20 protein-coding genes and 4 tRNA genes are annotated in these 25,752 nt (G+C 64.3%); 13 read left to right on the plus strand and 11 right to left on the minus strand.

Annotated features, from left to right (window positions below):
* Positions 1-8: 8 nt before the first annotated feature.
* A complete protein-coding gene (locus CJEDD_RS00460) occupies positions 9-1,373 on the minus strand; it encodes a decaprenylphosphoryl-beta-D-ribose oxidase (protein ID WP_042406724.1) in 1,365 nt (454 codons plus the stop codon).
* A 21-nt stretch (positions 1,374-1,394) separates the two neighbouring features.
* On the minus strand, positions 1,395-1,622 hold the full coding sequence (locus CJEDD_RS00465) for a hypothetical protein (protein WP_042406726.1): 228 nt from the start codon (positions 1,620-1,622) through the stop codon (positions 1,395-1,397).
* A gap of 25 nt (positions 1,623-1,647) precedes the next feature.
* Here CJEDD_RS00465 and CJEDD_RS00470 point away from each other — a divergent pair, with 25 nt between their 5' ends.
* Complete coding sequence (locus CJEDD_RS00470; protein ID WP_042406729.1) at positions 1,648-2,430, plus strand: hypothetical protein; 783 nt, start codon at positions 1,648-1,650, stop codon at positions 2,428-2,430.
* Positions 2,431-2,441: 11 nt separating this feature from the next.
* Entirely contained in the window at positions 2,442-2,714 is a 273-nt protein-coding gene (locus CJEDD_RS00475; RefSeq protein ID WP_232297700.1) for a GtrA family protein, read from the plus strand.
* 142 nt (positions 2,715-2,856) lie between these two features.
* On the opposite strand, the gene glfT1 is transcribed toward CJEDD_RS00475, so the two are convergent.
* On the minus strand, positions 2,857-3,759 hold the full coding sequence (glfT1, locus tag CJEDD_RS00480) for a galactofuranosyltransferase GlfT1 (protein WP_042406733.1): 903 nt from the start codon (positions 3,757-3,759) through the stop codon (positions 2,857-2,859).
* Positions 3,760-3,813: 54 nt separating this feature from the next.
* Here glfT1 and CJEDD_RS00485 point away from each other — a divergent pair, with 54 nt between their 5' ends.
* On the plus strand, positions 3,814-4,803 hold the full coding sequence (locus tag CJEDD_RS00485; protein WP_273657559.1) for a hypothetical protein: 990 nt from the start codon (positions 3,814-3,816) through the stop codon (positions 4,801-4,803).
* An 87-nt stretch (positions 4,804-4,890) separates the two neighbouring features.
* Here CJEDD_RS00485 and wzt read toward each other — a convergent pair whose 3' ends face one another.
* Together wzt and wzm are read right to left on the minus strand one after the other, a co-directional pair.
* Positions 4,891-5,691, minus strand: coding sequence for a galactan export ABC transporter ATP-binding subunit Wzt/RfbE (gene wzt, locus CJEDD_RS00490; protein ID WP_042407410.1), 801 nt, complete (start codon positions 5,689-5,691; stop codon positions 4,891-4,893).
* Positions 5,692-5,700: 9 nt separating this feature from the next.
* A complete protein-coding gene (gene wzm, locus CJEDD_RS00495) occupies positions 5,701-6,549 on the minus strand; it encodes a galactan export ABC transporter permease subunit Wzm/RfbD (protein WP_042407409.1) in 849 nt (282 codons plus the stop codon).
* Positions 6,550-6,694: 145 nt separating this feature from the next.
* Between wzm and CJEDD_RS00500 the strand changes: the two genes are divergently transcribed.
* Positions 6,695-7,906 (plus strand): aminotransferase class V-fold PLP-dependent enzyme, encoded by a 1,212-nt coding sequence (locus tag CJEDD_RS00500; RefSeq protein ID WP_042407407.1) that lies wholly within the window; start codon positions 6,695-6,697, stop codon positions 7,904-7,906.
* Here the strand turns inward: CJEDD_RS00500 and CJEDD_RS00505 are convergent.
* Positions 7,903-8,838 (minus strand): NAD(P)H-quinone oxidoreductase, encoded by a 936-nt coding sequence (locus tag CJEDD_RS00505; RefSeq protein WP_042407403.1) that lies wholly within the window; start codon positions 8,836-8,838, stop codon positions 7,903-7,905. The genes CJEDD_RS00500 and CJEDD_RS00505 overlap by 4 nt on opposite strands.
* Positions 8,839-8,868: 30 nt before the next feature.
* On the opposite strand from CJEDD_RS00505, the gene CJEDD_RS00510 reads away from it, so the two are divergent.
* A tRNA-Ser gene (locus CJEDD_RS00510) sits at positions 8,869-8,956 on the plus strand.
* Between the two features lie 1,266 nt (positions 8,957-10,222).
* Here CJEDD_RS00510 and CJEDD_RS00515 read toward each other — a convergent pair.
* From CJEDD_RS00515 to CJEDD_RS00525, 3 genes are all read right to left on the minus strand, one after another.
* On the minus strand, positions 10,223-10,405 hold the full coding sequence (locus tag CJEDD_RS00515) for a hypothetical protein (protein WP_157034472.1): 183 nt from the start codon (positions 10,403-10,405) through the stop codon (positions 10,223-10,225).
* 259 nt (positions 10,406-10,664) lie between these two features.
* On the minus strand, positions 10,665-11,138 hold the full coding sequence (locus CJEDD_RS00520) for a hypothetical protein (protein WP_042407396.1): 474 nt from the start codon (positions 11,136-11,138) through the stop codon (positions 10,665-10,667).
* A complete protein-coding gene (locus CJEDD_RS00525; RefSeq protein ID WP_042407393.1) occupies positions 11,135-11,401 on the minus strand; it encodes a helix-turn-helix transcriptional regulator in 267 nt (88 codons plus the stop codon). The genes CJEDD_RS00520 and CJEDD_RS00525 overlap by 4 nt, the downstream gene beginning before the upstream one ends.
* A 120-nt stretch (positions 11,402-11,521) precedes the next feature.
* Here CJEDD_RS00525 and CJEDD_RS00530 point away from each other — a divergent pair, with 120 nt between their 5' ends.
* The 4 genes from CJEDD_RS00530 (at position 11,522) to CJEDD_RS00545 (ending at position 17,932) form a co-directional block, all read left to right on the plus strand.
* Entirely contained in the window at positions 11,522-12,175 is a 654-nt protein-coding gene (locus CJEDD_RS00530; RefSeq protein ID WP_042407390.1) for a hypothetical protein, read from the plus strand.
* A 20-nt stretch (positions 12,176-12,195) separates the two neighbouring features.
* Positions 12,196-12,411, plus strand: coding sequence for a hypothetical protein (locus tag CJEDD_RS00535; RefSeq protein WP_042407388.1), 216 nt, complete (start codon positions 12,196-12,198; stop codon positions 12,409-12,411).
* Positions 12,412-14,001: 1,590 nt separating this feature from the next.
* Positions 14,002-17,247, plus strand: a complete 3,246-nt coding sequence (locus tag CJEDD_RS00540; protein WP_198132994.1) for an SdrD B-like domain-containing protein — start codon at positions 14,002-14,004, stop codon at positions 17,245-17,247.
* Between the two features lie 31 nt (positions 17,248-17,278).
* Positions 17,279-17,932: an RraA family protein gene (locus tag CJEDD_RS00545; RefSeq protein WP_042407412.1), complete on the plus strand. Its 654-nt coding sequence runs from the start codon at positions 17,279-17,281 to the stop codon at positions 17,930-17,932.
* A gap of 4 nt (positions 17,933-17,936) precedes the next feature.
* Here the strand turns inward: CJEDD_RS00545 and CJEDD_RS00550 are convergent, their stop codons facing one another.
* Positions 17,937-18,446 carry a hypothetical protein gene (locus CJEDD_RS00550; protein WP_042407384.1) on the minus strand — a complete coding sequence of 170 codons (510 nt, stop codon included), beginning with the start codon at positions 18,444-18,446 and terminating at the stop codon, positions 17,937-17,939.
* Positions 18,447-18,531: 85 nt separating this feature from the next.
* Here CJEDD_RS00550 and CJEDD_RS00555 point away from each other — a divergent pair.
* Together CJEDD_RS00555 and CJEDD_RS00560 are read left to right on the plus strand one after the other, a co-directional pair.
* Positions 18,532-18,621 (plus strand) — tRNA-Ser (locus tag CJEDD_RS00555).
* A 2-nt stretch (positions 18,622-18,623) separates the two neighbouring features.
* Positions 18,624-18,696, plus strand: a tRNA-Arg gene (locus CJEDD_RS00560).
* A gap of 311 nt (positions 18,697-19,007) precedes the next feature.
* Here CJEDD_RS00560 and CJEDD_RS00565 read toward each other — a convergent pair.
* A complete protein-coding gene (locus CJEDD_RS00565) occupies positions 19,008-21,671 on the minus strand; it encodes a hypothetical protein (RefSeq protein ID WP_273657560.1) in 2,664 nt (887 codons plus the stop codon).
* Between the two features lie 199 nt (positions 21,672-21,870).
* Here CJEDD_RS00565 and mgtE point away from each other — a divergent pair, with 199 nt between their 5' ends.
* Together mgtE and CJEDD_RS00575 are read left to right on the plus strand one after the other, a co-directional pair.
* Complete coding sequence (gene mgtE / locus CJEDD_RS00570; protein WP_042410333.1) at positions 21,871-23,262, plus strand: magnesium transporter; 1,392 nt, start codon at positions 21,871-21,873, stop codon at positions 23,260-23,262.
* Between the two features lie 73 nt (positions 23,263-23,335).
* A tRNA-Arg gene (locus CJEDD_RS00575) sits at positions 23,336-23,411 on the plus strand.
* The last annotated feature ends 2,341 nt before the right edge of the window (positions 23,412-25,752 follow it).

Consider the following 25,752-nt stretch of genomic DNA (forward strand, 5'->3'; position numbering starts at 1 on the left):
GTTCCTTTCTAGTTCAGCTCGAGGCGGCGGGACATGTCGGAGGCGAAGACGCCGGTTGGGTCGATGGCGCGGCGGACCTCGAGCCAGTGCGGCAGCTCCGGGTACATCTGGTGGAACTTCTCCGGCGAGGTGCGCGACTCCTTGGCCAGGTAGAGGCGGCCGCCGAACTGCATGACCTGGTCGTCGAGGCGGTCGAGGAACGCGTTGAGGCCCGGGCGGATGGGGAAGTCGACGCAGACGTTCCAGCCCTTCATCGGGTAGGACAGCGGGGCCTTGTTGCCCTCGCCGAACAGCTTGAACACGTTGAGCGCGGAGTAGTGGCCGGACGACTGGATGTCGTAGATGATGTCCTTGAACGGCTCGACCGCGTCGGTGGGCACGACGAACTGGTACTGCAGGAAGCCGGCCTTGCCGTAGCCGCGGTTCCACTCGCCGATGAGGTCGAGCGGCTGGTAGAACTGCGTGAGGTTTTTCACGTCGTTGCGGCTCGGCTTGCCCATGAGGTAGTACGCCTCGCCGATGGCCATGAGCGTGACCTTGTTCATGGTCCAAGAGGGGAAGATGTCCGGCACCGTCATCAGCTGCGGGGCGTTGAACTTCAGCGGGTCCTTCGCCAGCTTCGGCGCGTACTCCTTGAGCTGGTCCAGGGTGGCCAGCGAGCCGCGGGAGATGGTGGAGCGGCCGGTCTTCGGCGGGCCGGAGATGGCGTCGAACCAGGCGGAGGAGTACGTGTAGTTCACCTCGGAGCCGTCGGAGTGGAACGCGATCGTCTCGTCGAGGGTGTCCGTGCGGTCGGTGTCCGCGATGAAGTAGGCGGTCTCCGTCTTGGTCATCTGGATGCGCGCGCGGAGGATGATGCCGGTCAGGCCCATGCCGCCGACGGTGGCCCAGAACAGCTCGTCCGACGGCTCGAGGTGCAGCACGCGCCCGTCCGCGACGAGCAGCTCCATGGACAGCACGTGGTTGCCAAAGGAGCCGGCGGAGTGGTGGTTCTTGCCGTGGATGTCCGGGCCGATCGCGCCGCCGATGGTCACCTGGCGCGTGCCGGGCAGCACCGGGACCCACAGGCCGTAGGGCAGCGCGGCCTTCATGAGCTGGTCGAGGGTGACGCCCGCGTCGACGTCGACAATGCCGCTGTCCGGGTCGATGGAGTGGATCCGGTTGAGCGGCGTCATGTCCACGACGAGGCCGCCGCCGTTCTGGGCCGGGTCGCCGTAGGAGCGGCCCATGCCGCGGGCGATGACGCCGCGGCCGCGCTCGGCGGCCTCCTGCACAGCCTTCGCGATCGTGTCCACGTCCGCGGTGGAAAGCACCTGGGCGGTCGAGGGGGCCGTGCGGCCCCAGCCGTTGAGGGATCGGGTTGTCAGTTCCATGCCCCCAACCCTACCGCCGGATCAGAGGTCCATAATGCTGCGAATCTCCTCGGGCAGCTCTTCTTGGCTCGAAATCACAGGGCCGTCGTACTCGCGGAGGATCTCGTAGATCCGGCCGCGCCCCGTCGAGTCCACGAGCGGCAGTTCCTGCGCCATGAGGCGGACCATGAAGTCGGACAGCGGGGCGGTGACGCGCTGCGCAGCCTCGTGGATCGCGTCGGGGTCGTCGCCTTGGTAATGCTTCCTCATGTCGGATCAGCCTATATTGGGCGCCATGTCCAGCACCCTCTACCGCTCCGACCACCTCGCACCGGTGATCCGCCTCGCGGACCGTCGCGCCGGCGCGACGCTGCTCGTGCGCGTCGGGCTGGTCTCGGACGACGTTGTCTACCGCTGGGTGGGCATCGACGAATCCACCACCATCGCCGAGTGCTGCGAGGTGGTGGGCACCGTCTTCGGCGTCGACGGGGTCGGCGCGGACGCGCCGCGGGGCCTCGAGCTTCACGACGTCCTCCGCACGCCCGGCGAATCCACCCATTTCTCGCGCGGCCTCTGGTCCTTCGAGATGCAGCTCGCGGACGTCTACCCGCGCGACGAGTCGACTCCACCGTCCGTCTGCGTCGCCGGCTCCGGCTCCTTCGGCGGCTACCCCTTCGACATCGCGGAGGTCAACGCCCGCCTCATGGGGGAGGTGCAGGTGGGCTGCCTGCGCGAGGAGGTGCGCGACTTCGTGGCGCGCGCCGAGAACCACGACTTCGTGCCCCTCCTGCACGCCCTCGAGGTGGGGCGCGGCCCGCGCATCTCGCGCCTGCCCGTGGAGGCCGGTCGCCGCGAGCGCGACGCGTTCTGGGCGCTCGTCTTCGCCCACATCTGCTGCGCGGGCACCGACACCGCGACCATCGCCGAGGGGATCTTCGCCTCGCTCGGCTACGAGCCATTGCGTATCGACGCCCTCCGGTCCCTCTGCCCCTCCTCCCTCGCCGAGCTCGACCAGATCGCCGGCGACCGAAACCAGGCGGAGATGTTGGAGCTCTACCGGGAGCTGCTGCGCGGGTAGGGTATTCGCCCGTGGCTTCATCTGGGTCCTTAAAGCAGCAGCTCGTGCCGTTCCTCGTCATCGGCGTCGGCTGCGCCGTCATCGACTTCGGCATCACCAACACCCTCGACCAGTACATGGGCGTCCAGCGCGACCTGGCCAAGGTCGTGGGCTGGATCTTCGGCACCACCGCGGCGTACGTGCTCAACTCGAAGTATTCGTTCAACGCGAAGATCGACTCGAAGAAGGCCGGCGCCGTCTTCGTGCTCTACGCCGTCACGCTCGGGGTGCAGGTGTTGTTGTAGCGGGTGACGGATGCACCCTTGGCGCGGTTAGGCCTGGTAAACCCATGGAAGAACGCCGTCTCCTTCATCATCGCGCAGGGCGTGGCTACGGTGACCAACTTCCTGCTCCAGCGCCACTGGATCTTCCGTGACTCCAAGGAATCTAAGGACGCCGGAAGTCCTCTCGCGCCCCCCGCCTGAGCAGCTTGAGCCACTGGACGAAGCCCTTCGGGTCCTTGCGCTCGAGGAGGAAGAACCAGCCGAAGCGCACGACCTCCTGCAGCTGCATCTTCTTCATGCCGCGCTGGTTGATGATGTAGCCGCGGTTGCGGTACGTGAAGTAGCGCTTTGTCGGGTTGTCCGGGAACTGCGCGTGGGCGCGCCCGCCCATGATCGGGTGGAACTCGCCCGAGCCGTCCGGGTGCAGGTAGAACGTGGTCAGCGCCGTGCCGTACTTCAGGCCCGACTGGGCGAGGCGGCGGTGGTACTCCACCTCGTCGCCCCGGATGAACAGGCGGTAGTCCGGCACGCCGATGCGCTCCATGGCTGCGGCGCTGATGAGCGCGCCGTTGAACAGGCTGGCGTACTGGGGGAGGAAGTCGCCCTCGAGCTCGTCCACGCGCCGGTGCCAGGTGGTGCCCTGCCGCAGCGGGAAGGCGAGCTTCGCCGGGTCATCGATGTTCGCCACGACCGGGGAGACCTGCGCGAGCTGGTGCTGCGCGGCGGTGCGGTAGAGCTCCTCGAGGACGTGCTCGTCGGCGGGGCGGCCGTCGTCGTCGGCGCACCAGATCGCGTCCGCTCCGAGCGCGAGGGCGTGGAGGAAGCCGTAGGCGAAGCCGCCCGCGCCGCCGAGGTTGGTGCGGCTGGGCAGGTAGACGGCGCGGTCGGCCGCGAGGGCGTCGATAAGCTGCCTGACCTCCTCCTGCGCCCCGTTGTCCACCACGATCACCCAGTCCACCGGGTGGGTCTGGCCCACCACCTGCTCCAGCGAGTGTTTGAGCAGCTCAACGCGGTGGTGGGTGACAATCACGGCGGCGGTGGTGCCGTTCGGGTTCAGCGCGGTCATGGGGTTTATTGTGCCCGAGGGAACCGCGGGGGTGTCGGTTGCGTCTGATTGGACATGGTGAATTTGCACGACGGCATGAATGTGAAGTTCGCGGCGGTTCTGGTGCACGAGTCCCAGCGCGTGGGAGGGGCCGGGTACACGCGGGTGAGCGCGAAACGGTACGTGGCGGCCGAGCACTGCCGGGAGCCGTGGCAGGTGGACCTTGGCGCCCGGTACCACCCGCGCGGGGTGGAGTATGCGGCTCCGGCGGCTGCCCGCGCCGTCGCGCACGCGGTCGAGCGGCCGGGGTGCGTGGTCGGCGGGTTCTCGGCGCTGGCGCTGTACGGGCAGCCGTACCTCGTGGAGGGGGCGGACACGCTGCTGTTTTCGCCGACGGCGCCGCGGTCTACCCAAGGCGGCGAGCTGACCCCGACGGTGCGGCGCCCGTCCCGCGCGGTGTCCTCGACGTGGACGCTCACCCACCGCGGCGTGTCATTCAGGGCGGCGGCCCCCGCCGACGCGGTGGTCCAGGCGTTGCAGCAGGTCAGGCGTGGCGAGCACGGGTGGGGCACGGTCAAGGTCGCCGGCTGGGAGCCGCGCGATGTGATGGCGCTCCAGCTCATCGACTGCGCCCGGCGCTTCCTGGACGTCTCCGCGCCGGACGTCCTGGGCGCGGCGCGCGGCAAGGTGGATGCGAAGTGGTTGCGCCCGCTGCTGGCCAGCAGCAGCGCCCTCGCCGACTCGCCGAAAGAAACCGAGATGCGCCTCCTGGTCACGGCGCTCGCGCACCGGTACGGCTACACGGTCCGGGAACAGATGCCGCTCATCGTCGACGGCGAGATTGTGACGGTGTTTGACCTGGCAATTCCGGAGCTCCAGATCGCCATCATGTACGACGGCGAGCACCACTGGGAATGGAAGCAGCGCAACAAGGACTCGTCGATCAACCTCAAGATCGCCAGCGCCGGGTGGACGCCGGCCCGCTGCTCCTCGACGACGATGTTCGAGTGCCTCGCCTTCATCGAGGAGGTCATGCAGAAAAGTTCAGCCCAGCGGCCCGCGTGACTGAACTATTCCGCCGGGCACCCGCAGCCGAGCTGGGGAAACTGAACAATTTGGCGCTGGCCCCCGGATAGTTCAGGGGCGGCTGAACTATTCGACGTCAGCTTCGCCCCGGAACCGCTCCACCAAGTCCCCGACGTACCGGCCGGCCTCCGGGCCCTCGTAGGCGCCCACCACGTCGGCGACCAGGCCCGCTTCGCGGATCTCGCCGTGGTCGACCCACAGCGCGGTGTTGCACAGCTGCGCCAGGAAGTCGTTGGAGTGGGACGCGAAGACCAGGATGCCGGAGCGCTCCACCATCTCGGCGAGGCGGACGCGGGCCTTGGCCATGAAGGCGGCGTCGACGGCGCCGATGCCCTCGTCCAACAACAAAATCTCCGGCTCGATGGAGGTGACCACGCCCAGGGCCAGGCGAACCCGCATGCCGGTGGAGTAGGTCCGGAGCGGCATGGAGAGGTAGTCGCCCAGCTCGGAGAACTCGGCGATCTCGTCCATCTTCGCCTTCATCTGCCTGCGCGTCTGGCCCAAAAATAGGCCGCGGATGATGATGTTCTCGTAGCCGGAGATCTCCGGGTCCATGCCCACGCCGAGGTCGAAGACGGGGGCGACGCGACCGCGCACGTCGGCGACGCCGCGGGTGGGCTCGTAGATGCCGGAGAGCAGGCGCAGCAGCGTCGACTTGCCGGCGCCGTTGTGGCCGACGAGACCGACGCGGTCGCCCTCGCGAAGGTGCAGGTTGATGTCTCGAAGCGCCTCGACGACCACGGTGTTCGAGTCGTTCTTGCCGATCTTGCCGCCGGCGGTGGACATCATCGCCTTCTTCAGGGACCGGGACTTTGCGTCGAAGATGGGGAAGTCGACGCAGGCGTTGTAGGTGTCGATGGAAACCACGGCAAACTCCTAAACCCAGTAGGGGACGCGGAAGCGCCAACGCTTCATGGCCAGCAGCGTCACCAGCACGCCGACCACCGTGCAGGCGAGCACCACGAGCCAGTGGTAGCCGGCGACGGGCTGGCCGATGAGCGGCGCGCGGACGATCTCGAGGTAGTGGTAGAGCGGGTTGATCTCCGCGAGCATCGCCCGCTTCTCGACGGCTCCGCCTTGCTCCTTGAGCGTCCGGGTCGTCCAGACAATCGGGGTGACGTAGAACAGCAGCTGAACCAGGGCCTCGAGCAGCGGCGCGACGTCTCGGAAGCGGGTGGCGATCATGCCGAAGAACATGGCCACCCACACCCCGTTGACCACCAATAACAACAGGCCGGGGAGGAACAGCCAGAAGTTCCAGCCGAGGTGGATGCGGAAGATGAACACGAGCAGCAGCCAGATGATCATGTTGTGCGCCAAGAACAGCAGCTGGCGCCACACGAGGCGGTAGACGTGCACGGACAGGGCGGAGGGGAGCTGCTTGATCAGGCCCTCGTTCTCGATGAACACGTTCGCGCCGTCCTTGATGCACCCGGAGATGAAGCCCCAGATGATGAAGCCGACGGTGACGTGCGGGAGGAAGTCCGGCACGGAGATCTGGAAGAGCATGGAGTAGAGCAGCCCAAGCGCGAGCGACATCACGCCGGTGGCGATGGTGATCCATAGCGGGCCGAGCGTCGAGCGGCGGTAGCGCTGCTTGATGTCCTGCCAGCCCAGCTGCAGCCAGAGCTCGTGCTGGCCCCAGCCGCGGACGAGGTCGTCGAACGCCTTGCGGAAGGTCTTCGACTTCGAGGGTGGGGTGTCGTCGCCGGGCGCGCTGGTCATCCGGGCGACGTCTGCGCGCAGCTGTTCTACGTTGTGCACGCTGTTCACCCTAGTGCACCGGATTTCCGCGCCCGAGCTGGCGGTGTGCGCTGTATCAGACGCCCGTGCATAATTGGGGGCGTTCTTGCGTGAAGGGAGGCTGGCCGTGGCGTACGACGTGTGGGGGGTACGCGGGTTGTACACGTCGCTGGGCAGCGGCTGGACGTACCTCAACGCCCACGACACCCCGCAGATCCCGGAGAAGGTCGCCTCGGCGGTGGCACGCAGCTTCCGCTCCGCCGCGTCGGTGCCGCCGCCGGAGCCCGCGCTCGGCTCGCACTCGAAGCACTCGGCGGGCCAGCCCGAGGGGGCGGGATACCCGGCGGCGGCGCGCCGGGCGATCGCGGACCTCGCGGGCGTCGCGCCGGACCAGGTGGTGCTCGGCCCGAGCGTGCCGGCCCTGTACGCGGCGCTCGTCGCGGCGATGAAGCCGATGTTGCGCCGCAGCTCCGCGATCGTGCTCAACCCGCTCGACCGCCCGGAGCTCACCGCCCAGCTGCGGCGCGCGGACGCGAAGGCGGCGTGGGCGCAGGCGGACCTGGCCACGGGCGACCTGCCCGCCTGGCAGTACGCGGACATCGCGGACGGCTCGACGCGGCTGGTGTCGGTGCCGGCGGCGCACGCGGAGCTGGGCAATGTCGTGGGTGTTGCGGACATCGCCGAGGCGGTGCGGGAGCGCTCGCGGGCGTGGGTGCTTGTCGACGCGACCGCGTACGCCCCGTACAGGCCCCTCGACTTGGACGCGTGGGGCGCTGACGTCGCGGCGGTGGACATGGCGCAGCTCGGCGGGCCGGAGATCGCGGCCCTGATCTTCCGGGACGCGGCGATGTTCAAGCGGCTGGACACCGAGGCGCTGGAGCTCGAGGTCTCGCCGGGGCTGGCCGGGGGCGTGCCGGCGGTGGTGGACCACTACGCGTCGTTGGTGGCGGGGCCGGCCGGGAGGGCGTCGAGACGCAATCGCTTGAAGCACTCGATGGGGGAGACGACGGCCTACCTCAACGGGCTGCGCGACGACCTGCACACGTTTCTGGGCACGCTGCCCGCGGTGCACATCGTGGGCGTGAGCGGCGAGGCGGCGGCGGACGCGCGCGTGGAGCGCATTCCGCGCCTCGCGTTTGGCGTGACCGGGGTACCCTCGCAGACTGTGCTGCAGCGCCTCACCGCGAACGGGATCGTGGCCACGCGCACGCGCGACTGCCAGCTGCTCGAGGACATGGGCGTGGCCGACATGGGCGGCGCAGTGACCATCGCGATGTCGCCGTTTAACACCCAGAACGACATCGAGCAGCTCGTGCGGACGGTGGCCTCTCTGGCCTAGACGGTGAGGATGATCTTGCCGGTATTGGCGCCGGAGGCGAGGCGCTCGTGCGCCTTCTTCGCGTCCGCGAGCGGGAAGCGCTCGGAGATGTTGGGGGTGATCTGGCCCGACTCGATGAGTGGCCAGACGTGCTCCACGGTGGAGGCGACGATGGCGGCCTTCATCGGCCGGGGGCGCGCCCGCAGCGTGGTCGCCGTGACGGAGAGGCGCCGCGGCATCATCCGCCCAAGGGAGAGGGTGCCCTTCGGCCCGCCGAGGACGGAGATGACCACCAGGTGGCCGTCGTGACGCAGGGTCTTGATGTTCTGCTCCAGGTACGGCCCGCCGACGACGTCGAGGATCGCGTCCGCCCACTCGGGCAGCTCCTCGGCGAAGTCCTGATCGTTGTAGTTAATAAGGACGTCCGCGCCGAGGCCCCGGCAGTACTCCAGCTTCTCGGCGCTGCCGGCGGTGACCGCGACCTTGCAGCCCAAAGCCTTGCCCAGCTGGATGGCGAAGGACCCGATGCCGCCCGAGCCGCCGTGGATGAGCACCCGGTCGCCCTCCTCAATGCCGGCGACCATGCCCAGGTTCGACCACACGGTGCAGGCGGCCTCGACCACCGCCGCGGTCTCCTCCAGCGTCAGGTTTGCGGGTTTTGGCGTGAGCTGGCCCTCCGGCACCGCGACGTACTCGGCGTAGCCGCCGCCGGCGAGCAGGCAGCCGACTTCCTCGCCCTCGGCGCGGCCGGTGGTGCCGGGGTCCACGATCACGCCGGCGCACTCCAGGCCCATGATCTCGGACTCGCCCTTCGGCGGCGGGTACTTGCCGGCGGCCTGCGCGAGGTCCCCGCCGTTGACGCCGGCGGCGGCGACCTTCACCAGGACTTCGCCGTCGCGGAGGGCGGGCGTTGCGACGTCGTGAAGCTTGAGCTCATCATTGATTGCTTTCATGCGGCCAGGCTACGTTAGACTGCTCGCGTTGGAGACGTGGCAGAGTGGCCGAATGCACCGGTCTTGAAAACCGGCGAGGTTTATCCCTCCGCGGGTTCAAATCCCGCCGTCTCCGCCATTTTCTTTTGGGGACTTTTGCTTAAGGGGCGAACCTGAAATTTCGATCAATTCTTAGGATTACCCTGGCAACCGGATCTAAGACGGGTGTATAGTGCCGGTCATTCCCGTCTCGCTTCGAATTTTCCCACGGGGGCGGGTTACCCGGCGACAACCCGCTCACGATGTGGAGGTCGAACATGAGCGAGAAAACTAGGAAGAACCGCGTTGCGCGCAAGGTCAAGTTTGAGCTTGCGACTACCGGCGAGTACGCGAAGTATGAGGTGACGAAAACTGGCCGCCGGAACCCGCGATAACGATTCAAACGGCCTCGAGTTCACCACCGATCCGGTGCCCGCTGAAGGCGACATGAGTTACGACCTGGGCATCGTCCCGCCCGAAACTCCTACGCCTACTACCACTACGGTGACGGACACTGAGACGCCGACGACGACGGTGACTGAGACGCCGACGGTGACCACCTCACCTGGGGCACAATTCGGTGGGGGGTTCGGAGAACTTTTCGAAAGAGTTCGGAAAACTTTCACCGGAACCCCCTCCACTCTTATTTTCAGCAAGAAGTGACGCAATCCGCTGTTAAAAAGCGCTTCTCTGAACGCCAGACGCCCGGAAGTCGGCAGATTGAGACCGATTTCCGGGCGGTTTTTGCTATTCGAACACGGCTTCTAGGCCGCTGACTTCCAGAACTCGTTTCCGGCGGCTTGCGGCCTGCGATTTTACGCTGCGACTGGTAGCGCATTTGGGAACGTGCCGGCCAACGCACGGTCGCTCCTTTTGCGGTCAAGTTCGTTGCGGCCGCGCGGTGTCGGGTCATTGTCGGTGCTGCCCTCGTCAAACCAAGGGCGGCGAGGTGGGGCGCCGAGTCGACGGCCAATTTATCACGCCCCTGTTGCGGTTGGGACGTGTAATGGGTAACCTGCGCACCCATTCATCGAGCCTGTTGATGCCGTTTTACGCTCGCTTAGGGCTACCGAAGTGTTCCTAGAAACCGGTATGGGGACGTGCGCCGTTTGCTGGTGCTTTGGAAAATATCTGATGCCCAAAGCACCCGCCTTAGCTTCTTACTAGCCGTTTGTGACCGTGCTCGGCTGCTCGTGGGAAACCTTCCAATACCCCCAGGCCATCAATGCCAAAGCACCCACTGCAACGACGGTCGTACTAACAGTCAGTGACCCAGTGAATACTTCGTACGTCAAAACGCCGAGGATCAAGAGCATGATTACAACTAGCGCGGATTTACGTAGCGCCTTTACGTTCATCTTTCATCCTACTTTCCGAAGCATGGGTTAAGGGCATTCCACTTCGCCGTGAGGTCCGCGTCGCGCCACAACGCCTCTTTTGCACCATTGACCTGAGCCAATACCGCCAGTTCAAGGTGCGCGTCTGGGATAAGGTCGCCCTCCGCGTCGCCGCGCTCAAGACCTTTTACCAGATAGTCGTTGACCCACAATCGAACGAGCGCTTGTTCTGCGAATGACGAATCTCTCGCTCAAGTTCCGCGGCCAACCGCGGGTCGAGGTCTCTGATCTGTTGAAGCAGGTCCGTTAGACGGGACATTGGGGTCCTCTCTTTAGCTGGGACAAGCGTATTGAAACGTCCGGAGCGTTATCCGGGTGTCGAGGCGCGGTTCTCATCAGCCCGCGAGAATCGACGGTTTTTCCGGCACTATGCGCGAGGCAACACCATTGACGCGTCGTGACGCGGTCGGTTCAATCGCGAGCGATGAGCTCGTCGCGGTTGATTTTCCCCGCGAGAGAACGCGCCACAATGAACGGCACCCAGATCATCTGGCAGTAAACGACCTTCGCAAAGAAGAGTGCTACGGAGAGTCCGTCCGGTTCTACCCAGAAGCGCGCGGTGCAGGCCACAGCACCGCTGAGAAGGAACACCGCGAGGGAGAGGCCGAGAGACCAGCGCAATCCGTCCTCCCTTGCCTCCAGGTGCCGCTTCAGCTCGTACTCGTCCAGCTCCGCCTCGGGCAGGTCGGAGTAACCGATGGACTTCCGTAGTTCGTAGATGCCCAACGCCGCTGCAAGGCTGCCGAGCATCCACAACAAGTTCGAAAGACCCTGCGCGGGGAAATGAAGCGCGGCTGCCAGAATCAGGGCGGCGATTGCACCATCCCCTATTCGCATCGCGCGCTTGCGCTGGGCCACGGTTGCAGGGACAGGGGTGAGCGTCATTTCGTGTCCTTTCGGTACATCTCGGTCGACATTGGGCTGAACTCGGTTCTAGAAAAGACTGCCTCCACGGGGAGGTTGAATACCTCGCACACCCGAAACGCGAGGCTCAGACTCGGGTTGTGGTTGCCGCGCTCCAAGGCGCCGATTGTTTGAACGTTGACATCTACCGCGTCGGCGAGTTGCTGACGCGACATGTCCCTCTCGACCCGCAGCAATTTCACCCGGTTGAATAGCGGATCACTTGCAGACTTCTTTAGGGGCATGCGTCGAAGTATTGTATAAACACAACATACTGTCAAGAGTTCGTAGTAGATCCTGGGTACACGCAGTGACTAGCCCGGCATCGGATCGTTGTTGTTAAGGGATTGGTTGAGATACCCGCTATGCGTACGTCCCTTCTGGCCGGCTTTGTCGCCGCATCCGTCGTGTTCGCCTCCATCAATGCAGCCCCGGTAATGGCTCAGACCGACACCCCCGACCCGGCTGCGTCCACCCCCGCCGAGAACACGGGAAACACCGAAAATAAGGCCGACGGGAACAAAGACGACGGCGCGATGGACGCGAATGCTCCCGCCGACGCAGCCGCAGCGTTAATCGACACCCGAAACGCGTTCCGGGAACTCTCGGCCGCCACCGGCCAGGACGGCGAGGGTTCGTCACTGGAAGCCCTGGACCGGGATCCGGAGAACGATCCGCTATACATCGACCCGGAAAAGAATCCGCTGAAGAAGGTTTCCAGCTCGGAGATGTTCCTCAGCGTCACGGGCGAGCCGGCAGAGGGGGAGGAACCGGACGTCGCTCAAGCGTGGGCGGCAAATTCCTCCATCCCGGATACGGCGAACCCGGTTGAGCTGTGGAAGCAGGAGGCCCAGGGCTCCGCGATGATGTCTTCGGGGCTTTTCAACGGCGATTTCGCGCAGAGTTCCGCCGGATCTTCCCAGGCTACTTCGGTTATCATCCCGGTAATGATCGGCGTCGCGGTCATCGGCCAGATCATTGAGCTGATCATGCGCGGCGTGCGCATGGCTACGCGCTAACTCCCGTTCTCCCCATTCGTGTGGCAACTTTCGAGGGCGAGCCGACGCGCTCGGCGGTCACCGACAAGAACGGCGACTGGAAGATCGAGGGCCTGAACCCGAACAAGGAGTGCGCTGTCCGCTTTATCAAGCCGGAAGGCTGGGAAGTCACGGGCAAGGTGCCGGGTTCGGTCAGTTGCAGCAGATGGCTGCGGATCCGGATGTGCAGCGCTTCGGCACGATTGCTGCTGGTGTGATTGGCCTGATTGCTGCTGGTGCGGTGATTTACGACTGGTGCTCGAATGAGCCTGGTGAGGCGTTCACGGTGGTGAAGGGCTCGTCTGGTGCGGGCTCGTCGGATAGGGGTGACGCTGGGAAGTCGCCGGCGCCGACCACGGTGGCGACCACGGTGGCCCCGACTACCACGCGGACGACCGCCCGCACTCGGCGCTAACCATTGCCGGTGAACGAAACCCGGCCTGACGCTTTCCGGCGTCGGGCCGGGTTTCACTTCGTCTTATCCCTGTCTGAAATTTCGGTTAAATCTTCGAAAATGCTGGAAGAATCGTTATAGACGGGTGTATATTCTCGGTTAACCCCGCTTTCACGTCGCTGCGTTCCTGGCCGACTGGAGTGGGTCCCATTAACCCGCTTGCGATGTGGAGGCCGATATGAGCGAGAAGAACACGACGAGGAACAACCGCGTGCGCAAGAACGTCGCCGCAGTAATCAGCTCCGTTGCCCTAGCGTGCGGCAGCGTGGCGGTGCCGGCGGTGGCGCCGCAGTTCGCGACGGCGGCGCGGGCGGCTGACACGGACCACAGCTGGGATGACGTCGATGCTCCGGAATTTAACGTCGGGGTATCTATTGCCGCGGATAAGGAGATCCCAACAGGCAGCTTCAATTACATATTGGAATACGACGTGGAAGCTCCTCGGCCGGCGAGGGAGGAGCAACCTGGGGAATCCAATCTGCGCGATTTGAAGGTTTGGTTGCGACTGCCCGATGGGAAGACCGAACTCGACAGAGATCCTCAGCCGTCCGATTTCCGATGGGCGAGTGGTCAGACGAGGCCAATTTATTCCGTAGAGAAGACCGGCGATGAGTGGCTAATCTGGTTCGGCGAGCCGCGAACGAACCAGAATGGAACGACCTACACCGAAATTACCGACGGTGACCGTCTTGTGGGCGCGACTCTTCCTGCTCATGTTGTCGATGGAAAGACGGGCCCATTTGAAGCAGTAGGTGGCGCTTACGGATTCATTCTTCCTGCTACCGGATGGACGCAGCCGTACAGCGACTTGCTTTACAAAGCAAATGACACTGGCTATCAGGGAGAGCGAGTCCAGTTTCACACAACTCCTGACCCGTGCCGGGCTGAGATGTGGGTTGTGTCGGAGCTAAAGGGTGGCGGTTACGGTGAAAAATTGGTTCAGCTGTTTCTAGGCACAAACGATCCAGACATCTCACTGGTGCCGGGCGCTTTCTCCATCAAAGTCACCGATCCGGAAGGCTACGACATCACCGATGAAGTGATGCGGAAGGCAACCGCAGCAATTCCAGATCAAACGAGGCCGCTAAAGGAATACACAGGGGTCCCCGACCCGCAGTGGCTGAAAGTCTGGCAGTGGCCATTCACCTATTCGAGCAACGTCACGGCCCCGGAAATGTGGGTCAGATCCGGAACCACTATTGAGATCCATCAGCTGGTCGAAAGTAGTTCTTGCCAATTCGGTGCCGGCGATCGCGCTCTCGCACATTTCGTCTCACTGCGACCGCCGATTGAAGCTGAAGCAGAGGCGCAGCTTAAATTCGGTGCTGCCGCCTCCCTCGGAGACCGCGTGTGGGTGGATGCGAACCGGAACGGTGTTCAGGATGCCGACGAGACCGCCGGCGTTGAAAATGTGAAGGTGACGGTGACCCCGCCGCCCGGTTCGGATGAACAGCCGCGCACCGCAATCACCGACGCGGACGGTAATTGGCGCGTCGATGGGCTCACCCCGGGTGTGGAGTACACTGTGACTTTCGAGTTGCCGGAGGGGTACAAGGCGACGGACGCGCTTGTCGGCGATGACCGCAGCACCGATTCCAACGGTCTGCGTTCGACGGTGAAGCTGGCGCCGGGCGAGTTCAACGATACGTACGACTTGGGCGTGTTCCAGACGGCGTCGATTGGCGACCGTGTTTGGGAGGACACCAACGGCAACGGCATCCAGGACGATAACGAGAAGAACGGCGTCCCGAACACCATCGTCAAGGTAACCGGCCCCAACGGTGAGACGCACACGACGGTGACCGATGAGAACGGTGAGTGGAGCGTCGATGGGTTGAATCCGGGCGTGGAGTACACCGTCACGTTCACCCCGCCCGCTGGTTACCAGGTCACGAAGACGGAGCAGGGCGATGACCCGAGTAAGGATTCGAACCCGCTGACTTCCAAGGTGACGCTCGAGCCGGGTGAAAACAACACGACCTACGACCTCGGCCTGGTCAAGCCTGCTTCTGTGGGCGACCGCGTCTGGGTCGACGAGAACGGCGACGGCATCCAGGACGAGGGCGAGAAGAACGGCGTCCCGAACATCACCGTAACGGTGACGCCGCCGGAGGGCGTCGACGAGCAGCCGCGCGCCACCACCACCGACGATAAGGGCATGTGGCGTATCGACGGCCTGACCCCTGGGGTGGAGTACACCGTCACGTTTACGCTTCCCGACGGCACGTCTGCGACAACCGCGTTGGTTGGAGAAGATCGCGGCAAGGACTCCAACGAGCTGAGCACCAAGGTCACGCTCACGTCCGGCCAGCACGACCCGACGATCGACCTTGGCGTTGCCCCCGCATCCATCGGCGACCGCGTCTGGCTGGATGAAGGCCTGGATGAAGGCAACGCGGAAAAGGTTGGCAAGGGTGATGGCATCCAGAACGATGGCGAAGGCGGGGTCTCAGGCGTTGTCGTGCGTGTTTCCCGCCCTGGCGAACCCGTCCGCGAGACCAAGACGAGTGCAGATGGCGAGTGGAAGATCACGGGTCTCACGCCTGGCGTGGACGACTACCGAGTGGAGTTCGATGCCCCTTCGGGCTACCGCGTTTCGCCGACGAAGGTGGGCGACGCGGCTTCTGACTCCAACGGTTTGTCTGACAAGGTCGCAGCTCTGAAGTCCGGCGAGGATAACACCACCTACGACCTTGGCTTGTTCTCGGACGTGCCGGAGACCACCACGGAGACCACTTCCGTGCCGACGACCGTGACCGAGAAGAGCTCGACCACGGTGACCGAGAAGAGCTCGACGACGGTGGTCACCACCGAGGATTGCGGTTGCACGCCGGTCACGGTTCTCGCTACAACGACCCAGCCGCTCCCGACAACGGTCACCCAGCCGGTCCCAACCACCAGGACTAGGTCCGTCCCGACCACGGTGACGGTGGCGTCCCCCACCACGTCCGTGTCCACCACCGTGTCCACGACGGTGCGGACGGAGGAGGTGCCGAAGGTCGTCGAGAAGCCGGTGCCCACCACCGTCCACGAGACCACCACGGTGCCGCCGACGCTGAGCACGATTGGCGACAAGGTGTGGGAGGACACCAACGGCGACGGCAAGGAGGACCCGGGCGAGAACACGGGTATCCCGAACGTGCCGGTCGAAATCCTGGATAAGGACGGCAAGGTTGTCACCCGCACCGTCACGGATACGGACGGCAACTGGAAGGTTCAGGTCGAGCCGGGCGAGTACACCGTGCGCTACGAGCCGGGCACGCGCGTGCCCAGCGTGAAGGAGCAGGTGGAGCGCACGATCGTGGTCGAGCCGGGCGAGGACAACTTCGACGTTGATCTCGGCGTCCTCCCGCAGGGCTCCGTGGGCGACCGCGTCTGGAATGACGCGAACGGCAACGGCAAGGACGACGAGAACGAGGAGGGCGTGCCCAACGTCATCGTCGAGGTGTCGCGTCCGGGCGAGCCGACCCGCACCACCTTCACCGATGAGAAGGGCGCTTGGCGTATCGACGGGCTCACGCCCGGCAAGGAATACGACATCCGCTTCATCAAACCGGAGGGCTGGGACATCACGTCCAAGGCCCCCGGTTCGGATGAGACGGGGCTGAAGTCCAAGGTCACGGTTGGCCCGCGGGAGTTCAACGACACGTACGACCTGGGCATCAAGAAGGGCAAGCCGGATTGCGGCTGCGAGCCGATCAAGCCGGGCCGCATCGGTGACCGCGTGTGGGTCGACGAAAACGGCAACGGCAAGGAAGACCCGGACGAGAAACAGGGCGTGCCGGACGTGACCGTGATCATCCGCGATAAGGACGGCAACGAGGTCACGCGCACCGTCACGGACGACGACGGCAACTGGAAGGTCGACGTCACCCCGGGCGACTACACGGTTGAGTACCGCCCGCGCGACTGGCAGCCGACCGATCCGTCGCAGGTCAAGCGCACGGTGACGGTCGAGTCCGGTAAGGAGTACCTCGACATCGACCTCGGTGTGAAGCCGAGCGAGCCGAAGCCACCGGTGAAGGAGACCGTCACGCAGACTGTTCCGGTTCCTGTGACGGAGACGGTGAAGCAGCCGGTGCCGACGCCGAGTGTGGAGGAGGGTAATAACTTCCTCGATCGTTGTGTGGCGAATGCGGTGCGATCGCCGTTCTTGTACTTGGTGCCGGTGGCGATTTTGGGTGCTGTCGGTGGTGAGATTGCTCGCCCGTACGCTGCTGCGGTGAACGAGCAGGTGAACAAGATTAATGGTGAGCTGCAGGATGCGTGGCGTCGGAACACTCCGGATTGGGGTGTGCACGGCAACGGTGGTCGCAATGATGATCAGTTTGCGGAGTTGCGTGCGCAGTTTGATGCGGCGAATCGTCAGTTGCAGCAGATGGCTGCGGATCCGGATGTGCAGCGCTTCGGCACGATTGCTGCTGGTGTGATTGGCCTGATTGCTGCTGGTGCGGTGATTTACGACTGGTGCTCGAATGAGCCTGGTGAGGCGTTCACGGTGGTGAAGGGCTCGTCGGATAGGGGTGACGCTGGGAAGTCGCCGGCGCCGACCACGGTGGCGCCGACCACCACGCGGACGACCGCTCGCTCCCGGCGCTAACCCGCCGCGGCATCGCGCTACGATGGCGCGCATGATCATCGACGCAGATTTGTCGAATGTGCGGGTGAATGAGCCGTGGGAACGTCGTGAAGCGAGCGAGCTCGAGCGCCTCAAGGACGCGGAGGCCGCGGTCGTCGGCGACACGCTGAACCACCTGACCACCATGTCCGGCCGCATCAGGCGGCTCACCGGCACGGGCACGCTCGTGGGCAACGCGTTCCCCATCTCGGTGCAGCCCGGTGACAACCTCGGGGTGTGGCGCGCGCTTGACGACGCCAAGGAGGGCGACGTCCTTGTCATCAACGCCCGCGGGTCCTTCGGCGCCGCGATCCTGGGCGGCCAGCTGGGCAAGATGATGGTGGAGGCGGGCGTGGTTGGCGCCGTCGTGGACGGGCCGGTGCGCGACCTCGACGACCTTGAGGGCTACGGGCTCCAGATCTTTGCGACGGGCGAAACGCCCATGGGCCCCTCCAAATTCGGCCCGGCGGAGGTGGGCTACCCGGTGGCGTGCGACTCCGCGGTGGTGCGCCCGGGCGACATCATCGTGGGCGACCGGGACGGCGTGACCGTGATCCCGGCGGAGCGCCTGGAAGAGGTGCTCGACGGGCTGAAGGACAAGGAAGAGGCCGAGAAAAAGCTCTTCGACCGCATCGAGCACGAGTGGCGGCCGAAGAGCAAGCAGTAGGGGCTTAGGCCTCGTCGGGGAAGAGTTCCGGCATGGTGTGGAACTGGCGCTCGCCGTTGAAGTCCGAAGGGACGTCGCGAAGCAACTCGATCGCGCGCTTCGTGTCCGGGCGGTTCTGTCCGGCGACGACCTGCACCTGCTCGATGGGGAACTCGCCGCGCAGCTGCACCACGGCGGCGCCGTCGCCCTGGTAGGCGAAGTTGTCGCCGACGATGCTGGCGATCTCGTCGATGCTCTCGGTGGACTTGCGGTTTGCGGACGCGCCGAGGTTGTCGAAGCGCCAGTTGCCCTTCAGCTCGCCGAGCGGGACGCCGAGGAGGACGATGCCCTCGCCGGCGCCGCGAAGCGCGGAGGTCTTCGGGGTGAGGTAGAAGGGGACGGATTCGCTCTCGCCGACGAGCGGGCCGTCGGTGAGCGTGTCCAGGTTCGCGGGGAACCAAACGAGGTAGTCGGCGGGGTTCTTCGAATTGTCGCGGGCGGCGAGGCCGGAGGTGAGCCAAGTGTGGATTTTCATGCGCCCGAGTATACGGACAATTCCCCGCCGGACGCTGCGGATATTTGGACGGCCGCGGGGAAGCGGGTAGAGTATGCGAAGCGCTGGAGATGTGCCAGAGTGGCCGAATGGGGCTCCCTGCTAAGGAGTTGCCCCCTCGCGGGGGCCGCAGGTTCAAATCCTGTCATCTCCGCCATTGCGCCCGTAGCTCAACGGATAGAGCATCTGACTACGGATCAGAAGGTTGGGGGTTCGAATCCCTCCGGGCGCACATTTTGGGGTTGTGCCCCTCCTTGTTGGGTGGGGAGGGTGTGTTGGAGGGAATGAGGTCAGTTTTGTCCTCATTCCTTTTTGGGCGCTACCCCGCCTGCGTGCTGATGCTGTCATGGGTGGGGTGGGTGTGTTGGAGGGAATGAGGTCAGTTTTGTCCTCATTCCTTTTTGGGCGCTACCCCTCCTGCTCGCGCTGCCAAACCCCGCCCGCTCGCGCCCCCAAACCATGAGAACCAAACCATGAGAATCGGCCGAATAGCCCCCTATTCTCATGGTTTGGTTCTCAGGGTTTGGGTAAATCGAAGCCCGGTTACGCCGGCTTCGTTTCGACGACCGGGGCCACCGTCGTGGTCACCGTCTCCTTGCTGCTGCCGCCGAGCGTGATATCCACCCCGCGGACCTCGGGCACGCACGTGCGCAGGGCCGCCACAAGCAACAGCGTTGCGACGACACCTACGGCCCCACCACCAACCGCCGTCAGCTGCGCGGGTTCGATGGAGAACTGGCGCGCGGTGTCGTCGAACGCGCGGGATGCCTGCGCTGCGAGTTGCTCGAGGCCCGGGATGCGCAGCTGCTGTGCCGCTGCGATCGGCACGAGAGCGATGAGCGGCAAGCCCAGTCCGACGAGCGGGGCGATGCAGCGCGGGTCGGACGAGCCGCCGGCGACCTCAACGTTGGCGTCGAACAGGCTCGAGCCACCCTTGCCCTGGGCGGAGGGCTCCTCGCTGCCGCTGCCCTGGGCACCCTGCTTCTTGCGGCCGAAAAGCCCGCCGTTGGCGTTGTCCGTGACGGCGGCCGAGTTGTTCGAGCCGTTGTTGTTCCCGTTGTCGTTGGCATTGCCAGTGATCACCGGGTTGGCGTTGCCCGTGACAATGACTGTCGCCTTCGCGTTATCCGTGGCCACCACGCTGTTGTTCGACCCGTTGTTGTTGCCGTTGTTGCTCGGGTTGAGGTTGCCGGTGACCACCACGGTCGGGTTGGCGTTGTTTGTGGCCACGACGCTGTTGTTCGACCCGTTGTTGCTCGGGTTCAAGTTGCCGGTGACGATGACGGTCGCCTTCGCGTTATCCGTGGCCACCACGCTGTTGTTGGAACCGTTGTTGTTGGCGTTGTTCGTCACGACGGGGTTGGCGTTGCCCGTGACCACGGCCGAGTTGTTGGAACCGTTGTTGTTGCCGTTGTTGCTCGGGTTGAGGTTACCGGTGATCACCACGGTCGGGTTGGCGTTGCCCGTGACCACGGCCGAGTTGTTGGAACCGTTGTTGTTGGCGTTGTTCGTCGGGTTGAGGTTGCCCGTGACCACGGGGTTCGCGTTGCCCGTAATCACCGGATTCGCGTTGCCGGTCACGACGGCCGAGTTGTTCGAGCCGTTGTTGTTCCCGTTGTTATTGCCGTTGTTCGTCGGGTTGAGGTTGCCCGTGATCACGACGGTCGGGTTGGCGTTGCCGGTCACGACGGCCGAGTTGTTCGAGCCGTTGTTGTTCCCGTTGTTGCTCGGGTTCGCGTTCCCCGTGATCACAGGGTTTGCGTTGCCGGTTACGACGGCCGAGTTGTTCGAGCCGTTGTTGGAACCGTTGCCGGTGACCACCACGGTCGGGTTTGCGTTGCCGGTGATCACGACGGCGCTCGGGTGCACGTCGACCTTCACAATGCCCTCGAGCAGCCCCTTCCCGGAACCAGAACCAGAACCGGAACCAGAACCGGAACCAGAACCGGAACCCGCAGACCCAGACCCAGACCCAGACCCGCCACCGAGCAGCCCGCCAATGATGTTGCCCAGCCCGCCGAGCGCGCCGCCGCCGGTGCCGGCGCCGATGATCCCGCCGATGATCGGCCCGAGGATGTCCGCCGCGGTGCCGGCGGCCTCGGACGGGGTCTGCGACGGGTTCTTCGCCGCGATCTTCAGGGTCGCGGCGAAGGAGTTCTCGCCGTCGACGACCTTGATCGGCAGGTCCACGTCGCCGTCCTTGAACGTGCTCGGCGGGGTGACGCGCAGGGTGTTGCCCTCGGTAGACACGGCCCAGCCAGCAGGGACGGTGATGCTGGCCTTGGTGGCGGTGACGCCGTCGGGAAGCGAGATGCCCTCGATGGACCGGGCGGCGGTGGACTTCTCAAAGTCGATGGGGTAGCGCGTGTCCAGCTGGGATTCCCAGTCGGCGACGGGGCGGCTGTCCACCACGTTGAGGCGCAGCGTGGTGCGGAACGAGCCGCCGTCGGCGGTGGTTACTTTCACCGGGATGTCCACGTCGCCGGAGCGGAACGCCGTCGCGGACTGCGGGCGGATGACGGTGAGCGTGCCGTTGTCGTTGCGGAACGTCCAGTTGAAGATGGTGTTCGTGGTCGGGGACACGCCGTCGCCCGGCTGCAGCCGCAGCCCCTCCACCTCGGCCTCCTGCTTGTTCCAGAAGTTCGCGGTGGTGTAGCGGCCGTTGAAGTCGCTCGCCGTCGTGGAGCTCATGCTTGGCGACGTCGTCTCCGCCGCCGACGGCTCAGACGAAGCCGGCGTGCTCGTCGGCTCGGGCGTCGGCGTCGGCGACGGGCACTGGTCCGCCGGCTCGGTGAACGAGTTGCCCGTGGTCTGGGAGTCCACCACGTTCACGCGCAGGGTGGTGGTGTAGGAGGAGCCGTCCGCCTTGGTCACCTTGACGGGGATGTCCTGGTTGCCGGACTTGAACGCCGCCTTGGACTCGGGGCGGACGAGCACGAGGTTGCAGCCGCTGGTGCGGAAGCGCCAGTTGAAGATGGTGTTTGTGGTTGCCGCGACCGAGTCGCCGGGCTCGAGCACGAGGCCCTGGACCACGGCCTCGTTCGCGTCCCAGAAGTTGGTGGTGTTGTAGCGGGCGTTGAAGGCCGTGGCCTCCACCGCGGAAGCCACGGGGGCGAGGTGGACGGGGGAGATGAACGGCGCGACCAACGCCGCGGAAAGAACGCCGGCCGCGATCTGGGTGCGGCGGGTACGGAAGGGTCGTGCCATGGGAGCTCCTTGCTGCGAGGGACAGGTATCCGGCGGTTGTATCGCAGAATCCTCAGAGATTTTTACACGTGCCACGCATTCGTGGGGAGTAATGCGTGCGATTGACAGGTTGGCTCACCCCGCTACCCCCGCTGCGGTAGCGTCTGCACCGGCACAGCAGCCGGCGACCACACCGGCGCCAGCGGAAAGGCACACGCAGATGGCAACCCAGACGGCGACCCAGGCGACAACAGCGACAACAGCGCAGTCGCTCCACGACCTCGAGCGCACGCTCCGGCGCCGCCGCTCGATCCGCACCGAGGACCTGGACGGCATTCAGCGTCAGCTCGCGGGCTTGCCGCTTGGCGACGTCATCCGCCTCGTCGAGCGCCAACCCGCCAAGCGCGGTGCGGTGCTCGTGCGCCTGCTGCCCCCGGAGCGCGCCGCGGCACTGTTCGACGCGCTCGACCCGGCCCACCAGGCGGAGATCGTCGCCGCGCTTGGTCGCGAGGACGTCTCGGGGCTCTTCGACAATCTCGGCCCCGAAGACCGCGTGCGCCTCCTGGACAACCTGCCGCCGGAGATCGCGCAGCGCTTCCTCAGCGACCTCGACGAGGACGCGCGCGCCCACACCGACGTCATCCTGGGTTACGAGAAGGGCTCGGTCGGCCGCGCGATGAGCCCGAATGTGGCGATGGTGGGGGCGGATGCGCGGGTGCGGGACGTCGTCGATACGCTTCGCTCTGAAGTGGACAGCCTGGAGACGGTGTACACCGCCGCCGTGGTGGGGGACGAGCGGACGCTGTGCGGTGTGGTCACGCTGCGTGACCTGTTCCAGGCGGAGCCCGACGACCTCGTCGGGGACGTGATGCGCGAGGCGCCGACCGTGCACGCCGCGGACGACGCGGAGGATGCGGCGCGGCGCCTGCTGTCCGCGGGGCGCCTCGCGTTCCCGGTAGTCGACGACGGCAACCGCCTCGTGGGCCTGTTCACCTTCGACGAGGCCGCGGACATCGTCGAACACGCCGACAGTGAGGACTCCGCGCGCCAGGGTGGCTCCGAGTCGCTGAAGAAGCCGTATCTGTCCACGCCGGTGCTCAAGCTCGTGCGCTCGCGCATCGTGTGGCTGCTCGTGCTCGCGGTCTCCGCGATCCTCACCGTGCAGGTGCTGGACATCTTCGAGGGCACACTCGAGCAGGTGACGCAGCTGTCGCTGTTTATCCCGCTGCTCACCGGCACGGGCGGCAACACCGGCAACCAGGCCGCCACGACGGTCACTCGAGCGCTCGCACTTAACGACGTCTCCAAAGGCGACATCCTCAAAGTCATGTGGCGCGAGTTGCGGGTGGGCGCGACGCTCGGGGCGGTGCTTGGCGTCCTCGGACTGGGCATCGCGTGGGCCGTGTTCGGGCGCGATATTGGCATTGTGATAGGAAGCACACTTTTTTGTGTGTGTGCGATGTCGGCGACGGTGGGCGGCGCGATGCCGATCATTGCGAAGTCTGTCGGCGCGGACCCGGCGGTGTTCTCCAACCCATTCATCTCCACCTTCTGCGACGCGACGGGCTTGATCATCTACTTCCTCATCGCGAAGGCCGTGTTGGGGTTGTGACCTGCTGTTTTGGTGGTCTGTTCACCCCGGTGTAATGTTCTTCTCCGTTGTCGAGAGACAGTAACAAGTGAATGCGCCCGTAGCTCAACGGATAGAGCATCTGACTACGGATCAGAAGGTTGGGGGTTCGAATCCCTCCGGGCGCACCAATTGTGGGTAAACCCCAAGCATTTAGGCTCCGGCCAGACTGCTTGGGGTTTTCTTTGTTTCCGGGACTTGTTCTGATATCTGTCTAATAATCTGTACTATTAGGGGGTCTCGCCTTGTGTGGACTCTGGCTGGTTGGTAATTTATTTCGCAGTTTCGTGGCAGAAGTGTGTGTTCTGTGTACTTCTTCCTTCGAATTTCTCCCAGCAATTTCTCTCACATTCTCACATTGGAGCAATCTTGAAGAACGCTTCTTCTTTCGAGTCCAACGATTTAAACGCCGCGCAGGGGCCTGCTGACCCCGAGCGCTACAACGCCCCGGCTTCTCGTTCCCGTTCTGCTAGGCGCGGGCACTCCGGCAAGCGCACGGTGGTCGCTGGTATGACCTCTATCTCGCTCGCGCTGGCGGGGCTGACGGTGCCTGCGGTGAGTGGGGGGTTAGTCGGTGAGGTGCCGCTTGCGGGTGCGCAGACGGCTATCAGTGGCTCGGTAAACTATGAAAAGGGACAGGCTTTCCGCAGTGTCTTTTCTGATTTCCCCGAAGATTCGGACCGGCTGAACACATTTGAAGCGCGGATTAGGGAGAATGAGTATAAGTCATACAAATTCTCGACTACCGAACCTTTTCCTGTCTCCGCGGTCTACCGCTGGGGGTACGAAGACGAAAAGGGCGTTTACCGCACCCATGAAGAAAATTACGAGGGAATAGCGTCACCTCACTCTGATGGCCGTGGATTTACGTTCCGGATTAAAGAACCGATCGAGAAAATTAAGGCGTCAAGTTCGGTCACATTCAAAGCCCTTGACCCCGCTGCCATCACAGCCGTTGAGCTGGATAAGAAGGGCCAAGTTAAGCTCAACGCTGAGGGGCAACCAGTCACCGTAAGTCTCAGGAATGCATCTGCCTGGGTTACGACCTCTTATAGCCCGATTACGGGTTCGGTTGTTGGTTCGGTGACGCCGGGTTCGGTGTCGAAGGTTGTCCTTGTTGATGTCAAGGATCCGTCGAAGCGTTTTGAGGTGTCGGTCGATACGATTGCGGATCGTGTTGAGTTTAAGGATGTGCCCACTGGTGAGTACCGGGTTGAGGTGACTCCGGGGGAGGGGTACCTCGAGCCTAAGACGCGTTCTGTGACGGTGCGTGAGAATCAGGAGGCGTCACTTGATGACCTCACGCCTGAGCGTGCGAAGGGTTCGGTTGTTGGTTCGGTGACGCCGGGTTCGGTGTCGAAGGTTGTCCTTGTTGATGTCAAGGATCCGTCGAAGCGTTTTGAGGTGTCGGTCGATACGATTGCGGATCGTGTTGAGTTTAAGGATGTGCCCACTGGTGAGTACCGGGTTGAGGTGACTCCGGGGGAGGGGTACCTCGAGCCTAAGACGCGTTCTGTGACGGTGCGTGAGAATCAGGAGGCGTCACTTGATGACCTCACGCCTGAGCGTGCGAAGGGTTCGGTTGTTGGTTCGGTGACGCCGGGTTCGGTGTCGAAGGTTGTCCTTGTTGATGTCAAGGATCCGTCGAAGCGTTTTGAGGTGTCGGTCGATACGATTGCGGATCGTGTTGAGTTTAAGGATGTGCCCACTGGTGAGTACCGGGTTGAGGTGACTCCGGGGGAGGGGTACCTCGAGCCTAAGACGCGTTCTGTGACGGTGCGTGAGAATCAGGAGGCGTCACTTGATGACCTCACGCCTGAGCGTGCGAAGGGTTCGGTTGTTGGTTCGGTGACGCCGGGTTCGGTGTCGAAGGTTGTCCTTGTTGATGTCAAGGATCCGTCGAAGCGTTTTGAGGTGTCGGTCGATACGATTGCGGATCGTGTTGAGTTTAAGGATGTGCCCACTGGTGAGTACCGGGTTGAGGTGACTCCGGGGGAGGGGTACCTCGAGCCTAAGACGCGTTCTGTGACGGTGCGTGAGAATCAGGAGGCGTCACTTGATGACCTCACGCCTGAGCGTGCGAAGGGTTCGGTTGTTGGTTCGGTGACGCCGGGTTCGGTGTCGAAGGTTGTCCTTGTTGATGTCAAGGATCCGTCGAAGCGTTTTGAGGTGTCGGTCGATACGATTGCGGATCGTGTTGAGTTTAAGGATGTGCCCACTGGTGAGTACCGGGTTGAGGTGACTCCGGGGGAGGGGTACCTCGAGCCTAAGACGCGTTCTGTGACGGTGCGTGAGAATCAGGAGGCGTCACTTGATGACCTCACGCCTGAGCGTGCGAAGGGTTCGGTTGTTGGTTCGGTGACGCCGGGTTCGGTGTCGAAGGTTGTCCTTGTTGATGTCAAGGATCCGTCGAAGCGTTTTGAGGTGTCGGTCGATACGATTGCGGATCGTGTTGAGTTTAAGGATGTGCCC

The sequence above is a fragment of the Corynebacterium jeddahense genome (genome assembly GCF_028609865.1).
Taxonomy (GTDB): domain Bacteria; phylum Actinomycetota; class Actinomycetes; order Mycobacteriales; family Mycobacteriaceae; genus Corynebacterium; species Corynebacterium jeddahense.

Excerpts from the sequence above, each read along its gene's own strand:
- wzm (WP_042407409.1), bottom strand. The coding sequence starts at position 6,549 with ATGACCAGCGCGCCCGGCGACGACACCCCACCCTCGAAGTCGAAGACC.
- mgtE (WP_042410333.1), top strand. The coding sequence starts at position 21,871 with ATGGCAACCCAGACGGCGACCCAGGCGACAACAGCGACAACAGCGCAG.
- CJEDD_RS00485 (WP_273657559.1), top strand. The coding sequence starts at position 3,814 with ATGGTGAATTTGCACGACGGCATGAATGTGAAGTTCGCGGCGGTTCTG.
- CJEDD_RS00505 (WP_042407403.1), bottom strand. The coding sequence starts at position 8,838 with ATGAAAGCAATCAATGATGAGCTCAAGCTTCACGACGTCGCAACGCCC.
- CJEDD_RS00530 (WP_042407390.1), top strand. The coding sequence starts at position 11,522 with ATGCGTACGTCCCTTCTGGCCGGCTTTGTCGCCGCATCCGTCGTGTTC.
- CJEDD_RS00565 (WP_273657560.1), bottom strand. The coding sequence starts at position 21,671 with ATGGCACGACCCTTCCGTACCCGCCGCACCCAGATCGCGGCCGGCGTT.
- glfT1 (WP_042406733.1), bottom strand. The coding sequence starts at position 3,759 with ATGACCGCGCTGAACCCGAACGGCACCACCGCCGCCGTGATTGTCACC.
- CJEDD_RS00465 (WP_042406726.1), bottom strand. The coding sequence starts at position 1,622 with ATGAGGAAGCATTACCAAGGCGACGACCCCGACGCGATCCACGAGGCT.
- CJEDD_RS00520 (WP_042407396.1), bottom strand. The coding sequence starts at position 11,138 with ATGACGCTCACCCCTGTCCCTGCAACCGTGGCCCAGCGCAAGCGCGCG.
- CJEDD_RS00470 (WP_042406729.1), top strand. The coding sequence starts at position 1,648 with ATGTCCAGCACCCTCTACCGCTCCGACCACCTCGCACCGGTGATCCGC.
- CJEDD_RS00550 (WP_042407384.1), bottom strand. The coding sequence starts at position 18,446 with ATGAAAATCCACACTTGGCTCACCTCCGGCCTCGCCGCCCGCGACAAT.
- CJEDD_RS00460 (WP_042406724.1), bottom strand. The coding sequence starts at position 1,373 with ATGGAACTGACAACCCGATCCCTCAACGGCTGGGGCCGCACGGCCCCC.
- CJEDD_RS00525 (WP_042407393.1), bottom strand. The coding sequence starts at position 11,401 with ATGCCCCTAAAGAAGTCTGCAAGTGATCCGCTATTCAACCGGGTGAAA.
- CJEDD_RS00545 (WP_042407412.1), top strand. The coding sequence starts at position 17,279 with ATGATCATCGACGCAGATTTGTCGAATGTGCGGGTGAATGAGCCGTGG.